Annotated in this window: 11 protein-coding genes; 4 read left to right on the top strand and 7 right to left on the bottom strand. The window is 43.7% G+C overall.

Translation table 11 applies throughout. The features are described from left to right. The first annotated feature begins 131 nt into the window (after window positions 1–131). A complete protein-coding gene (locus tag ACED28_RS01500) occupies window positions 132–1799 on the top strand; it encodes a response regulator (protein ID WP_371709127.1) in 1668 nt (555 codons plus the stop codon). Between the two features lie 110 nt (window positions 1800–1909). On the opposite strand, the gene serS is transcribed toward ACED28_RS01500, so the two are convergent. The 5 genes from serS to lrp all read right to left on the bottom strand — a co-directional run bounded on the left by serS (window position 1910) and on the right by lrp (window position 9247). Next, a complete protein-coding gene (gene serS / locus ACED28_RS01495) occupies window positions 1910–3217 on the bottom strand; it encodes a serine--tRNA ligase (RefSeq protein ID WP_004734554.1) in 1308 nt (435 codons plus the stop codon). A 142-nt stretch (window positions 3218–3359) separates the two neighbouring features. Beyond that, window positions 3360–4715, bottom strand: a complete 1356-nt coding sequence (locus ACED28_RS01490) for a replication-associated recombination protein A (protein ID WP_017098146.1) — start codon at window positions 4713–4715, stop codon at window positions 3360–3362. Window positions 4716–4779: 64 nt separating this feature from the next. Continuing rightward, window positions 4780–5376, bottom strand: coding sequence for an outer membrane lipoprotein chaperone LolA (gene lolA / locus ACED28_RS01485; RefSeq protein WP_371709126.1), 597 nt, complete (start codon window positions 5374–5376; stop codon window positions 4780–4782). A 75-nt stretch (window positions 5377–5451) separates the two neighbouring features. Then, a complete protein-coding gene (locus ACED28_RS01480; protein WP_012604391.1) occupies window positions 5452–8589 on the bottom strand; it encodes a DNA translocase FtsK in 3138 nt (1045 codons plus the stop codon). 163 nt (window positions 8590–8752) lie between these two features. Next, a complete protein-coding gene (gene lrp, locus ACED28_RS01475) occupies window positions 8753–9247 on the bottom strand; it encodes a leucine-responsive transcriptional regulator Lrp (protein WP_004734558.1) in 495 nt (164 codons plus the stop codon). 156 nt (window positions 9248–9403) lie between these two features. Here lrp and ald point away from each other — a divergent pair, with 156 nt between their 5' ends. Next, a complete protein-coding gene (gene ald / locus ACED28_RS01470; protein ID WP_012604392.1) occupies window positions 9404–10528 on the top strand; it encodes an alanine dehydrogenase in 1125 nt (374 codons plus the stop codon). Between the two features lie 191 nt (window positions 10529–10719). Here ald and ACED28_RS01465 read toward each other — a convergent pair whose 3' ends face one another. Further along, window positions 10720–11922 carry a methyltransferase gene (locus ACED28_RS01465; RefSeq protein ID WP_371709125.1) on the bottom strand — a complete coding sequence of 401 codons (1203 nt, stop codon included), beginning with the start codon at window positions 11920–11922 and terminating at the stop codon, window positions 10720–10722. A 169-nt stretch (window positions 11923–12091) separates the two neighbouring features. Further along, on the bottom strand, window positions 12092–13066 hold the full coding sequence (cysB, locus tag ACED28_RS01460) for an HTH-type transcriptional regulator CysB (protein ID WP_009848858.1): 975 nt from the start codon (window positions 13064–13066) through the stop codon (window positions 12092–12094). Window positions 13067–13388: 322 nt separating this feature from the next. Here cysB and ACED28_RS01455 point away from each other — a divergent pair, with 322 nt between their 5' ends. Further along, entirely contained in the window at window positions 13389–14153 is a 765-nt protein-coding gene (locus tag ACED28_RS01455; RefSeq protein ID WP_009848859.1) for a hypothetical protein, read from the top strand. Between the two features lie 98 nt (window positions 14154–14251). Further along, window positions 14252–15046: a tRNA-(ms[2]io[6]A)-hydroxylase gene (locus tag ACED28_RS01450; RefSeq protein ID WP_012604394.1), complete on the top strand. Its 795-nt coding sequence runs from the start codon at window positions 14252–14254 to the stop codon at window positions 15044–15046. Window positions 15047–15094: the final 48 nt, after the last annotated feature.

Genomic DNA, 15094 nt, shown 5'->3' with positions numbered 1-15094 from the left:
AATCCAATTCTAGCGAAGGCTTATATCAACTTCGTAGAAACCTAACGCTTCTTGTTTTGTCGGTCGTGCAAGACATCAAGACAATCCGCAATAGCTACGTAATTCACGTCAGTAAATAATTTAAAGTAAGCATGAAATTAACCCAACTAAATGCACTTATCATTGATGACTCAACGATAGTGTTATCAACTATTCGTAACATGCTGGTTCATATTGGTTTTTCAGAACGTTTGATTGCCATTGCGAAATCACCTCGTGTTGCAATGACCATCACGAATGACACAACTTTTGATGTCATCATTTGTGATTACAACTTTGGTAACACGATCAACGGCAAACAGCTATTTGAAGAATTGAAGCAAGCCAACAGATTAAAAGATGACGGAATATTTATTCTTGTTACAGGTGAAAATTCAGCTCTATCGATACGCCCTATCCTTGAACTACGACCTGACAACTATTTGTTAAAACCGTTTAACCGCGAAACTCTAAAACAGCGCATCACCAGTTCCTTAAGGAAGAAGCTGATTTTACAAGACATTTATAAGGCTGAGAGAGAAAATAACTATGAAGCGGGCCTAGAGCATTGCGAAGGGCTTGCCGCGTTTCATCCCGAATACTTCGCAACAATCCAGCAATTTCGAGGGAGCTTTCTATCAAAACTAGAGCTCTACGAGGAAGCCAAGAATGTCTATCAGAAAGCGATAGATGAAGGCAGTTTTGATTGGGCTCAAGCAGGATTAGCAAACAGCCTTGCGAATTTGGGGCAGCTTAGCGAAGCACAGTCGATGATTGAAAGTTTGATCAATTCTGCGCCAACCTGCACTTTGTATCGAGACCAAGCAGCTCAAGTAAACCTGATCAGCAATAAGGTTCCGGCAGCCATTGCTCACTTCAAGTTAGCGAGTAAACTAACACCAGGTAACTCTGAGAGAGAGCTTGCAATCGCAAATCTATGCTTATCGGTTAATGATACTAAAACAGCGCTATTTCACTACCAAAACCATGTGCAAATCAATAAGGACACCTTTCGAGACAACCTATATATGAAGCTAAGTCATATACGATTCTTGCTCTATTGCGCCTCAGATGGCATCGATAAGCAAGCGAATTTGGGTCACGTCAATTACTTAATTTCGAAGATCCCTACCGAGGCAAGATCACGGCTTCAAACTGACTTAGCACTTATCGCAGCTCACATCGCGATGGAAGCTAACCAATATCAAAAAGCAGTCACTATACTAACCGCATTGCACGATAAGAATGACTTTGATGCCTTCCCTGTGATTTATCACCATGCATGGTTATTGGATAGGATGAGCTGTGAAAACGAGTTTAAAATTGCGGAAAACCGTTGCAGCATGTTGATAGTGAAAACAGCGAGCGAGACAGTGGTTTCAAGTCAGATAACGATGTGCACTGAGATGAAACATCGCAACACCGCAAAAATGAACTGGCTCAAAGAGAAGAATATCGGCATCAAACTAGCAAAGTCAGACTACAAACAGGTGCTTGTGGCTTACTTAGATATTCATAAACGATGTCCGATGATCAAGAACGTATGTATGAATACGATAAAATTGCTCTCTGTTATTTGGCCTGATTCAATGGGTGCAAAACAAGTGCTAACCATCATCAAGCAATGTGACGAAGTGATCACACAGCTTTATACGATTGATGAGCTGACACAAAACAACTATCAAAACTATTACCGAAAGGCGCTTCTGGCATGTAAGCAAGCAGACTTGGCCTGGAAACAAGCAAACAATACTTCCGAGGCTGCCTTCTCATATATGTAGCTTCTATTTAAACAACGTCCGCATACAAAAAAGGCTTTGCCATTACAGCAAAGCCTTTTAAATATTCTAACAAGTCAGATTAATCTAAATTTGATTAACCAAAATTGGCATTAGCCGATGTGCGTTACGCCGCCCATGTATGGTTGAAGTACTGTTGGGATAGCAATACGGCCATCTGCTTCTTGGTTGTTCTCAAGAATAGCAACCATAGTACGACCAACAGCAAGACCAGAACCGTTAAGTGTGTGTACAAGTTCAGGTTTCTTCTCGCCTTTACGACGGAAACGAGCTTGCATACGACGCGCTTGGAAATCCCACATGTTTGAACAAGAAGAAATTTCACGGTATGTCTCTTGTGCTGGAACCCAGACTTCTAAGTCGTAAGTTTTCGCAGAACCGAAGCCCATGTCACCCGTACATAGAATCACTTTACGGTAAGGAAGCTCTAGAAGTTGAAGTACTTTCTCAGCGTGACCTGTTAGCTCTTCAAGCGCTGCCATTGAGTCTTCTGGCTTAGTAATTTGTACTAATTCAACTTTGTCGAATTGGTGCATACGGATAAGACCACGAGTGTCACGACCGTAAGAACCCGCTTCAGAACGGAAACATGGAGTGTGAGCTGTCATCTTAAGTGGCAGTTCAGCTTCATCAGTAATCGTGTCACGAACCATGTTCGTTACCGGTACTTCCGCAGTAGGGATAAGCGATAACGTCTTAAGCGGTACATCACTTACTTGCTCAGTTAGCGGGCTTGTGTGGAACAAGTCTTCGCCGAACTTAGGAAGTTGACCAGTACCGTATAGGCTATCGTGGTTCACTAGGTACGGTACGTACATTTCTGTGTAGCCGTGCTCATCAGTGTGAAGGTCCAGCATGAACTGAGCAATAGCACGGTGTAGACGTGCGAATTTGCCTTTCATCACGATAAAACGAGAACCAGAGATTTTAACTGCGCTAGCAAAATCAAGACCGCCAGACATTTCGCCAAGATCCACGTGATCTTTCACTTCGAAGTCGTAAGTCTTAGGTTGACCCCAACGAGAAACTTCTACGTTGTCGTCTTCATCTTTACCATCTGGCACTTCTGCGTCAGGTAGGTTAGGAATTGACATTGTGATCGTTTCTAGCTCAGATTGAAGCTCAGCCAATGTTACTTTAGCTTGGTCTAGTTCTGCGCCTAAGTTGCCTACTTCTGCAAGGATACGCTCAGCTTCTTCATGGTCGCCTTTTGCTTTCGCTTGACCAATGGACTTCGATCGAGAGTTACGTAACGCTTGTAGCTCTTCAGTTTTCATCTGAAGGGACTTACGTTTTTCTTCAAGTTCACGAATTGTCTCTACATCAAGGGTGAAGCCTCGACGTGCTAATTTTGCCGCTGTTTCATCCAGCTCAGCTCGAAGTAATTTAGAATCCAGCATTGCTAATCCTATGCTTTAGTTATTTGAATATTCAGTAGATTGCTACTGAATCACTGCTAAACCCCTAAAACTGGTGCTATTTCGACCAATTTGTAACGATTTAATTGAATTTTTATGACTAGGTAACGATATCCAAAAAAGACTACTTTTCATAGCGTTTTTGTGGGCTTTTTGCGTCCAAATCCGCCAGATAATCTAGCTTCTCGCCAATTTTGGTCTCTAAGCCTCGTTTTGTTGGGAAATAGTATTGTGTTTCGCCCATTTCAGGCGGCAAATACTTTTCTCCAGCGGCGTAGGCACCTGGTTCATCATGAGCATAACGGTATTCTTGCCCGTAGCCCATGTCCTTCATCAAAGTTGTGGGTGCATTACGTAAATGATGAGGGACTTCATATTCAGGAAGGTTGTGAGCATCCGTTAAGGCTTGCTTCCAAGCCGTGTAAACAGCGTTACTCTTTGGCGCACACGCTAGATAGACAACCGCCTGCGCAATCGCACGCTCCCCTTCTGCTGGGCCAATACGCGTGAAGCAATCCCAAGCCGACATTGCGACCTGCATTGCTCTTGGATCAGCATTACCAATATCTTCAGAAGCAATCGCCAGCAAGCGTCTTACTATATACAAAGGGTCACAACCCGCTGCAATCATTCGCGCCGACCAATACAACGCAGCATCGGGATTAGAGCCTCGAATCGACTTATGAACGGCGGAGATTAGGTCGTACCAAATATCACCCTTGTTATCGAAACGAGCAACCTTCTCACCAGCCACCTCAGCTAACAACTGCAATGTTATCGCTTTCTCGCCTTTGTCGTTGTCTTCCGCCATGTCATACAGCAGCTCTAGATAGTTGAGCGACATACGTGCATCACCGTTGACCAGCTCCGCAAGACGATCTAATACGTTATCAGCAAAATCAGCCGACACATCACCCAAGCCACGCTGTTTATCTTCAATGGCTTGGCGAATGACGAGGGAGATATCCTCAGTATTAAGCGAAGTCAGTTTGTAGACACGCGCACGTGATAACAAAGCGTTGTTTAACTCAAAAGAAGGGTTTTCTGTGGTCGCGCCGATAAACGTAACCGTGCCATCTTCGATATGAGGTAAGAACGCATCTTGCTGACTTTTATTAAAGCGATGGACTTCGTCCACAAATAGAATCGTTCTACGCCCTGCTTGCTTGTTCTCACGCGCTTTTTCAATGGCGATACGAATGTCTTTTACACCCGAAGTCACTGCTGACACGCGCTCGACTTCTGCATTGGCGTAATTAGCTGCCACTTCTGCCAGCGTGGTTTTACCGGTGCCCGGAGGCCCCCATAAAATCATGGAGTGGATATGGCCCGCCTCCAACGCTCTGCGAAGGGGTTTACCTGGACCTAATATATGCTGCTGACCAATATACTGTTCAACAGTTTCAGGTCTCATACGAGCAGCAAGGGGACGAAAATCTTCGTCCCCCGCAAAATCTAAGCTGTAATTACTCAATTGCAATCTCTTGATTCGTTGATGGCATCAATACCTATCGACTTACTACCAAACGATCTGCCAGTTTGGATCAGTTTCTTTGGTCGTCGACCTCGACACCTTCCGGCGCCACAAAAGTAAAGCGGTCAGCAGCAGGTTTACCTAAGTCAACATTGTTAAAGGTAAACTCACCTTTTTGGCCGTCTTGTTCAATCACATTAAAGCCCTGAACAATGCCTTTCTTGGTGATGTTAATCTGGAAATCGCCCTGATTAGAGTCCACAGCCGTTGGCGTTAGCGTAAATTGGTTACCCGTTTGCGCGACGTTGTAGTTGTCCCAATCGCTTTCTTGGTTACGAGTCAGCAATACAAATGGCGTTTGCGATGTGGCTTGTTCTTGCCAGTAAATGCTCACTTGTTCAATGAACGGACTGTAGTACCACAAGCTTTGACCATCAGAGACCAATAGGTTTTCATCAGGGAAAGTCGTTTCCCAACGAAACAAGCTAGGGCGTGCAATCTCTACCGTACCCTCGCCTTCCATCACAACATCACCATCAGGGCTGGTGACGACTTGTTTAAAGTCAGCGCTAAAACCTGCATTCAGCGACAAGCGGCTACTCAACTCTTCTTTCGGAGAAGCAAATACTGAGAAGCTCATAAATAAAAGTGCGAATACTTTTTTCATCAATAATCCTGTTAGAACATAAGTCGGTCATGTTTTGGTTTTGACCGACTGAATAGTTATGAGTTCCTATTGGAACTAATCTTTTGGTGGCGCTGGCGCCAAGACTTCTCGGTTACCGTTATGTCCTGGAGCACTGACAATACCTTGAGCTTCTAATTGCTCAACAATTCGTGCGGCACGGTTGTAGCCGATCTTAAATCGACGTTGCACACCAGAAACTGAACCTCGGCGTGAATGAACAACGTGTTCTACCACTTGATCAAATAGAGGATCGACTTCTTCATCGCCTTCCATCTTCTCACCCGGCAATAGTGTTTCTGGGGTTTGGTCGCCGTTCGTAATCTCTTCAATATAGTTTGGCTTACCGCGTGCTTTCCAGTTATTCACGACCGCGTGTACATCATCATCAGATGCAAACGCACCGTGTACACGAGTTGTGTGGCTTGAACCCGGTGGCAAGTACAACATATCACCCATACCAAGTAGTGACTCAGCACCACCTTGGTCAAGAATGGTTCGAGAGTCTGTTTTGGTTGATACGGTAAAGGCTACACGTGTCGGGATATTGGCTTTAATAAGACCCGTAATAACATCCACTGACGGGCGTTGAGTTGCTAAGATCAAGTGAACCCCCGCCGCACGCGCTTTTTGTGCCAAACGAGCAATCAATTCTTCAACTTTCTTACCAACTACCATGATTAAATCGGCGAATTCATCAACGACAACTACGATGTAAGGCAGTTTTTCCAATAATGGTGCTTCAGGGTCCATGCTGTCGCCCGGTTTCCACAGAGGATCATGAATTGGGTGACCCGCTTCCGCAGCCATCTTCAATTTGTCGTTGTAGCCTTTAATGTTACGAACACCAAGTGCCGACATCAGTTTATAACGACGTTCCATTTCGCCAACACACCAACGAAGGGCGTTAGACGCATCTTTCATGTCGGTAACGACTTCAGACAATAGATGTGGAATACCTTCATAGATAGACAATTCCAACATTTTCGGGTCAATCATGATGAAACGAACGTCTTCAGGCGATGCCTTGTAAAGCATACTCAAGATCATCACGTTCACACCCACCGATTTACCAGAGCCGGTGGTACCTGCAACCAGTACGTGTGGCATCTTCGATAAATCAGCAATAACCGCTTCACCTGCAATATCTTGTCCTAGAACAACGGTCGTTGGTGACGTCGCTTCTTGGAACTGAGGGCTACCTACCACATCGGAGAAGAATACGGTTTGACGGCTCATATTCGGCAATTCCAAACCAACATAAGGTTTACCCGGTATTACCTCTACGACACGTACTGCCAATGCAGAAAGTGAACGCGCTAAGTCCATAGAAAGGCCAGAAATACGGCTTACTTTGACGCCAGGAGCCAGATCGAGTTCGAATCGAGTGATGACAGGACCTGGGAAAATATCAACCACATCTGCCTTTATCTTGTAGTCCGCTAGCTTCGATTCTACAAGACGAGCAATCGCCTCTAGTGCATCGCGGTCAATAAAGGTTTCACGCTTTTCAGGGTGGAACAACAGCTCAAGTGTTGGCAATGGCTCGGCAGGTTTGGGCAAATTCACATCTTGCTGTACCAAGAACGGGTTTTGTGTCGCCGCCATATTCGCTTGCGCTTCAGATACCAGATTTTGGAATGCTGCTACATCTTGGTCTTGGTGCGCAGACTCATCTTCCGAGACCTCCTCCCATGGAAGATCAACAGCAAGCTCTTCAGTTTGTTCGTTAGCTTGCTCAAACTCCGCATTACCTTGTTGGGCAGCTAAAGGCTCTTGTTGCTCAGTATTAACATCTTCAATCGATACCGGTTGGAACACTGAAGCTTGTTCATCTTGCTCTTCCGCCATATCAAACGGAGATGCTTGCACAGAAGAATCGTCTTCGATTGTTTCTTCTGTTTCACCCATTGGCGAAGCGTATAACGATTCAGGTTGAACATCTTCCGTATCGAATTCACCCTCGACTTCAGAGGAACTATCCGTTGCTGTTTCAGCACTATCAAAATCACTATGAGTTGGACTAACTTCTGCTTGTTCGTTTTGCATGTATTGTTGATACGCAACCTGAGATTCATGTGCGTCAACTTGCTCTTGAGCCGCTAGATCATCTTCATACATTGCAGCATTCTCTAGCTGCTCTATCGTTGCATTCAACTGCTTCGAACGCTCAATACCTTCTTCTAATGGTTCTTCTGGCGCTTGGTAAACAGGTGCAGCAGGGATCGGCTCAGGTTCAACTTCAGGTTGACGTTGAATATCAGACACTTCTTGAGCTGAAGCGTCTTGCTTCGCTGGCGCCTCGACAGGCATATGAATATTGTAATGGCGCTTCGGCGACGCGGCACTGTCTAGCGCATTTGTAGCCTCGCCTGAAGACTCATTGGTCGCTGAGAAGCTCATCGCAGGATCTAGTAGATCATGCTCTTTTGATTCTTTGTTATCTTCTAAAGCAGGAACATCACGGTAACTCGGCTCTTGATGACGTTCTTCGATTAAATCGCGGTCTGCCGATTCTGTTAACTGAGGTTCAAGCAGCTCTTGATCTTGGCCGCGCGCCTTATTAACGGCTGACGTAAAGGATTTGATTGCACACTCGCCTAACCATTCAACAATACTTAACCAGGAAATGCCCGTTAATAGGGTAAAGCCAGCTCCCCATAAGAAAAGAAGAACCAACGTACTGCCCAGAACGTTCAGCGTTGGAAGCGCAAGACTTGTTAATACATCACCGACTACACCGCCAGATGAAAAGTACCAAATATCATCGAAGTTGATATCCGCTAAACCACAGCTAGTAAGAATAAGGACAGTCAGTCCAAGTAAACGAGTACCCCACAGCATGAAATCGATCTGCTCATCTTCATTACGTTTACGGAATAATACCCACGCAGCAACCGTCACCAAGATAGGTAAAGGATAAGCTAAAGAACCAAACACAAAGAAAAGCGTATCCGCCAACCATGCACCTACGTAGCCTCCTGCATTTTGAATATCACCACCCCAAGCCGTTTGCGACCATGATGGGTCAGCAGGGCTAAAAGTTAATAACGCAACGGCAAGTAGAATAGAGAAGAGAACACCTAGAATTAGGCTGCACTCTTTTAGACGTTGAGAACCACTTAAACGAGGAGACTGAGGCTCTTCACTCGTTTTAATGATTGTTTCTACTTTATTACTGCTCTGCTTGAACATAAACCAACTTAATAATTAAACGGGATAAAAACATCTCGAGCGGCAATAGCCGCTCGTTTCAATGAAACTACTGTTGATTTAACCATATCAAACAGAAAAACCCAATTCCAGAAAGCAAGAAAGCGGAACAAATGTCCGCTTTCTTTCATTTCACCAATTATGATTAACGAGTTTTAATCACAAGTTGATTGGTTTGTTTCACTTCTTCCATTACAACGTAAGTTCGAGTGTCGTTTACGCCTGGTAGACGAAGTAACGTATCACCCAGTAGCTTACGGTAAGCACCCATATCAGATACACGTGTTTTTAGAAGATAGTCAAAATCACCCGACACTAAATGACACTCTTGGATGTCATCCAGTTTCTGCACAGCGGTGTTGAATTGTTCGAACACATCTGGCGCACCACGGTTCAACGTAATCTCAACAAACACTAAAAGTGAAGCATCAAGGTACTGTGGGTTCAGCAATGCTGTGTACCCAGTAATGTAACCCTGACGCTCTAAACGACGAACACGCTCAAGACATGGAGTTGGAGAAAGCCCTACTCGTTTTGAGAGTTCAACGTTTGAGATACGACCGTCTTTTTGCAACTCATTAAGAATGTTGCGGTCAATACGATCTAGTTCCTTGGACGGCTTCTTATAATTGTCTGCCATTTTTTATTCCACCTTATTACTTCCTTGCAAAAAAATATACTACAACTTTTTAATATTCAGTATCAAATTTTACTTAAACATATCTATACTAGATATTAATTCGACAGAATTACCCTACACATAGATAAAACAACCAAAATAAAATGAGGAGTCAGGATGATCATTGGCGTACCTAAGGAAATCAAGAACCACGAATACCGCGTTGGTATGACCCCAGCTAGCGTGAGAGAACTAATCTCACACGGCCACCAAGTTTTTGTAGAAACCAATGCCGGTAATGGTATCGGTTTTTCAGACGATGATTACATCGCTGTAGGCGCATCCATTCTTCCTACTGCTGCTGACGTTTTCGCGAAAGCAGAAATGATTGTAAAGGTTAAAGAACCTCAAGCTGTCGAGCGAGCTATGCTTCGCGAAGGGCAAATATTATTTACCTATTTACACCTTGCACCAGATTTTCCACAAACTGAAGAGCTGATCAAGAGCAAAGCTGTCTGCGTAGCCTATGAGACTGTAACAGATAATATGGGTCGCTTGCCACTATTAGCACCAATGTCTGAAGTCGCTGGTCGCATGTCTATTCAAGCAGGTGCACAAACACTAGAGAAATCTAACGGTGGTTGTGGTCTTCTTCTTGGCGGCGTTCCTGGTGTTGAGCCAGCAAAAGTTGTTGTTGTTGGCGGCGGTGTTGTTGGTGCTAACGCAGCACGTATGGCTGTTGGCCTTCGCGCAGACGTAACCATTCTTGATCGCAACGTAGATACGCTTCGTCGTCTTGATGAAGAATTCCAAGGTCGCGCAAAAGTGGTTTATTCTACTGAAGACGCTATTGAGAAGCATGTTCTAGAAGCAGACCTAGTGATTGGTGCAGTACTGATCCCAGGCGCAGCCGCTCCTAAACTTGTTACAAAAGATCACATCGCTAAGATGAAGCCAGGTTCAGCGGTTGTTGATGTTGCAATCGACCAAGGTGGTTGTTTCGAAACTTCACACGCAACGACTCACGCTGATCCAACTTACATCGTTGATGACGTAGTTCACTACTGTGTTGCCAACATGCCAGGTGCCGTTGCTCGTACTTCTACTTACGCACTAAACAATGCAACACTTCCTTACATTGTTAAGCTAGCGAACAAAGGCTACCGCGAAGCACTTCTATCTGATGAAGGTTTCCTAGAAGGTCTAAACGTAATCCACGGTAAAGTGACTTGTAAAGAAGTTGCGGAGAGCTTTGACCTAGAATACGTAGCGCCTGCAGAAGCAATCGCAATGTTTAACTAATGATGTAATGACTAACTGAACGCAATAACCTTCTCGTTGAAGCGTTCAGTTAACTCAGACACATTAAACAAAAAGCCAGTACGACATAATGTCGCGCTGGCTTTTTTGTATTTATCACTTTTTTGTACTTATAGCTTTATTTTGCATTCATGATTTTAGATCGTAAAAACACGTACCAGTGCTGTTTACCGCTAGCGCTCGATCTTAACCCCATGAATCAATAGGTTTCTTGGCGTTACACTACGTTCGCAGAACTCTTCAATCGAAGCTTGATAACCTTGTTCTTGCAGATAAATGGCACGATCTAAGGCCAACCATATCTCTAAAGGTCTTCTAAAGACTTGTTGAACTAAACTCAGCTTTTCCATTTCCCAGAAAAGCGCTTCGCCTTGAATTAAATAAGAGTCAAAATCAATATCTGAACCCAGCGATATATCTTTCACTTCAGATGCCCAGCAACAAAATGATTCAAAGCCTTCGGATAGCTCCGATTTCTTGATGCTTGGTACAGGAATGTACTCGTCGACACCAAGCTCACCCTTAAGTAGTTGGCTAAAGCCTAATCGGTAACTCATTTCTGACTGACGGTGTCTTTTTACTCTTTCACCACCAGTGACGGTTTCTTGAAGCGGGATTCTTAAGTCGCTCTTGCTCAACGTTAATGCTGAGCTTTTCGCAACGGATGACATCGCTTGGTAGCTTTCATCGCGAATAAGATGGTAGCAACATGGAGAAATGGTGACTGCAGGAAGCCCATGTGAAACAGATTTCTTCACTAATTCAACATGAAGATCACCACAAGCGTGAAGAGCAACAGCATGTTGATTTGAGTTAAACACCCGATCTGCATCTTTTGAAAACGCGTCACCTTGAACAAAGTCCATCTCTAGTTTCTGGTCATCTGCAATCTTTTGCCCGCTTTCACACAACGATTGTTGCCATTCAAAGCTAGTGACTTTTTGATCTGATTGCTGAGATAAGATCCGACCGAGAAAGCCTTTGCCAGAACACCATTCAAGCCACTCTTTACCATGATGCTCTTTTAATGAAGCCTCTCCCATCGCGACGATTTGTTGCAGCTTTCTGCCGGGGATACCATCGGCAGTACCGCGCGGAAGAGCAAGCCCAACTAAAGCCGAATTATCAAACTGGATGTGTTGATTGGCATTCTCTAACTCTGGGAGAAAACGCATAAGTTCCGAAATCAGAACTTGAGGCTGTTCTTTTAGCGTTTGAATGCGTTCAATACTCAAACCATCTAACCAATCGACAAGTGGAAGGTTCACGTCTGTCCATGGCTGATCGTGAGTTTGGCATAGGTGAAAAGGTTCTGAACGCCAGTAAATTTGGTGCTCTAGCAAAAATGAATCGAGTATTTTGAATCGTGAATGCATGCTTCCCCCTATGATTCGAGGATTGTAGGGGTAAGAGGCCAAAATGGAAAGGAAGGTTACAAATTGAGGCTATATAAAGACAACCTACCAGCAAGCAAACCACAAATGAGCTTAAATGAAAACGGCCTTTAAACAGGCCGAATTAGGAATCTAGGTAAAACTATCACCCTTAGCGAACGGGTAAGTCGATGTCTTTAAACATCTCTTCGATCTCTTCATTCGATTTCAAAGAAATAGCTTGCTCAACTACTGGGCGAGTTAAGTGCGGTGCAAAACGCTCCATAAAGTCAAACATGTAAGAACGCAGGAAAGTGCCTTTTCTAAAGCCAATACTTGTGGTGCTCGCACCAAACAAGTGGCTCGCGTCAATAGCAACCAAGTCTGTATCTTGCTCGTGGTCAATCGCCATGCTTGCAATTACACCCACCCCGATTCCCATCCGAACATAAGTTTTAATCACATCAGCATCCGTCGCGGTAAACACAACACGCGGTGTTAAGCCTACTTTGTTAAATGCTGTATCCAGCTCGGAACGGCCAGTAAAACCAAATACATAAGTCACGAGAGAATAAGCGGCAAGATCTTCAATCGAGATATTTCGTTTCTGTGCAAGAGGGTGATCTTTCGTTACCACGATCGAACGGTTCCAATGATAACAAGGCAGCATAATTGCATCTTGATAAAGGTGTAGCGCTTCCGTTGCAATCGCAAAGTTCGCTGTACCCTTAGCTACCGCTTCTGACATCTGACTTGGCGTACCTTGATGCATGTGAAGCGACACTTTTGGATAACGCGCCGTGAAACCTTTAATCACATCAGGGAGTGCATAACGAGCTTGAGTATGAGTGGTTGAAATATTCAATGTGCCCATCTCAGGATGAGTGTGCTCACCTGCAACCGCTTTAATACTCTCAACACGAGCCAAAATCTCTTGAGAGATACGAATAATATCCTCACCGGCTTGTGTAACCTGAGTTAAATGCTTACCGCTACGCTCAAATATTTGAATGCCTAGCTCGTCTTCAAGTAATCTAACCTGTTTACTTATGCCGGGCTGAGATGTGTACAAACTCTCTGCTGTCGCTGAAACATTTAGGTTATGGTTTAGAACCTCAACAATGTACTTCAGTTGCTGTAACTTCATATCTAACCTCGTAATCCTTTACTCATTTCTGCGCTAACTTATTTGCAAATAGAGCGTTATAGTCTCGTGTAATATAATTAATAGTTATAACGCTTCGAGAACTAAAATGACAGAAATATCGAGCTTTTAAAGCGTAACAAATAAAAATATCACTGACGCTTTGTAAGCCACTCCTCATTCTCACACATTAGTTAGTAAATTTTGATTGCCGATTGCGCTCAACAAGAGATAATCAAAAATTGTAATTTACAAGTGCCTATACACAATGGAATCGTGTATCCTCTCTAGTTAGCTATAGAAAACAATAAGCAGACACAAATATATGAATATTGGTTTAATAATCGCCTTGGTAGCCGTGCTTTTGGTGTTGGTTTTAGGCTACAACATCATGCTTCAATACAAAGTTAAGGTAGAAACAACGAAGAAACAGGAAGCTTCTCGTTATCTAACCATTATAGATGGAACAGAAGAGTTAATTGGCAATGCTCACCACATGCCGTTTAGCCAAGATCTTCTTATATGCTTAAACAATCGAATTCTTGATGCATTAGTTAATATGTATGAACTCGATCCTAAAAATAAGCAGCTTGCCCAACGCATCGAAAGCGTAAAGCAACAAATAACTCAGCTTAAAGAGAATCACCAAGGGGGCGAAAGCACCGCTTTTCGCATGCCTAGTAGTGACAAACAAGCAATCATGATGCTTAAGCTAGTTAAACGCTTGCGTGACACGGTTCGTAACGAGCACAATAAAGGACGTTTTAATACTCAAGCTTTTGTGGTTGAAAACGCTCGCTTAGAAACAATCCAAATTCGCATCAACATCGAGAATGTTATCAAACGTGCAAATGACTCGATATCTCGTGGACAGCCTGGCACAGCGATTCAACTGTTGCGCAAAGGCATCGATGCATTAGCCACGAAAAACGACGCATACTCCAATCAAGCGAAAGACAAGCTACAACAGATGCTTGACGATCTTGATCAGAAGCGCCTAAATAAAAACGCAGAAGATTTACAGCAGATGGAATCGAAAGAGCGTGAAGATGACATGGATGCTCTATTCGGTCAGAAGAAAAAATGGTAACGCTCTAACTCAACACTTAAAGGCCGCTCTATTTAAATTAGCGGCCTTTTTTGTACCTGTGGAATTTCCTTTCTCCGTATAGGGGGATCTCTTAAGCTGTGATAAAATCCCGCATTATCAACAAACTTGCCCTTACCATGTATCAAGAATTATTAGCCCCTATACACTCTTTTCTTAAAGCTGAAACGCCAGATTCATGGATAGATGAAGCCAAGAAGCCTGAAAACCTTCATATCATTCTACGCGATCACATGCTTTGTGAACTTAAAGCAGCTCAAAGTGCTTTGTTCCTTATCCGTAAATATGCGGTAGATAAAGAAAGCGCGAAGCAACTGAATGAGTGGATTTTGCCCTACGAGCAATTTGCTTACCGTCGTATTGGAGACTTGGAGTCTCTACGTGGTAAAAGTAATGTATCAAAGCAAATTACAGCGAAAGAAGGCTGTAATTACGGTGCTGACTTGATCGATAAAATGGTATTGCTGATCAAAGAAGAGCTGCATCACTTCTACCAAGTGATGGAATTGATGGTAAAAAAAGGCGTGACTTATCAACCGATCGAGGCGGGCCGCTACGCTAAGGGTTTAATCAAGCAAGTTAAGACTTACGAGCCTGATGCTCTAGTTGATAAGCTTATTATTGGTGCATTTATTGAAGCTCGCTCTTGTGAACGCTTTGCTAAACTGGCTCCTTTCTTAGAAGAAGACATGGAAAAGTTTTACGTATCTCTACTTCGTTCAGAAGCTCGTCACTATCAAGACTATCTTGAACTCGCGGAACAAATCGCAGGGAAAGATATCTCTGAGCGTATTGCTCATTTTGCGCAAGTTGAAGCAGAACTTATCACTTCAGAAGACAGCGACTTTAAGTTTCATAGTGGCGCTCCGGTTTAAGCCGTTTAGAACAAGTCTACTCCAGACCAATTCTGTATTTAGTACACC

Origin of the sequence: Vibrio sp. 1F253, from assembly GCF_041439295.1 — a bacterium.
In the GTDB taxonomy this organism is placed as follows: Bacteria; Pseudomonadota; Gammaproteobacteria; order Enterobacterales; family Vibrionaceae; genus Vibrio; species Vibrio tasmaniensis_A.
Note: the sequence above shows the minus strand (reverse complement) of the source record. Positions and strands in the feature narration are given on the sequence as shown.

Excerpts from the sequence above, each read along its gene's own strand:
- ACED28_RS01500 (WP_371709127.1), top strand. The coding sequence starts at position 132 with ATGAAATTAACCCAACTAAATGCACTTATCATTGATGACTCAACGATA.
- serS (WP_004734554.1), bottom strand. The coding sequence starts at position 3,217 with ATGCTGGATTCTAAATTACTTCGAGCTGAGCTGGATGAAACAGCGGCA.
- lolA (WP_371709126.1), bottom strand. The coding sequence starts at position 5,376 with ATGAAAAAAGTATTCGCACTTTTATTTATGAGCTTCTCAGTATTTGCT.
- ACED28_RS01480 (WP_012604391.1), bottom strand. The coding sequence starts at position 8,589 with ATGTTCAAGCAGAGCAGTAATAAAGTAGAAACAATCATTAAAACGAGT.
- lrp (WP_004734558.1), bottom strand. The coding sequence starts at position 9,247 with ATGGCAGACAATTATAAGAAGCCGTCCAAGGAACTAGATCGTATTGAC.
- ald (WP_012604392.1), top strand. The coding sequence starts at position 9,404 with ATGATCATTGGCGTACCTAAGGAAATCAAGAACCACGAATACCGCGTT.
- ACED28_RS01465 (WP_371709125.1), bottom strand. The coding sequence starts at position 11,922 with ATGCATTCACGATTCAAAATACTCGATTCATTTTTGCTAGAGCACCAA.
- cysB (WP_009848858.1), bottom strand. The coding sequence starts at position 13,066 with ATGAAGTTACAGCAACTGAAGTACATTGTTGAGGTTCTAAACCATAAC.
- ACED28_RS01455 (WP_009848859.1), top strand. The coding sequence starts at position 13,389 with ATGAATATTGGTTTAATAATCGCCTTGGTAGCCGTGCTTTTGGTGTTG.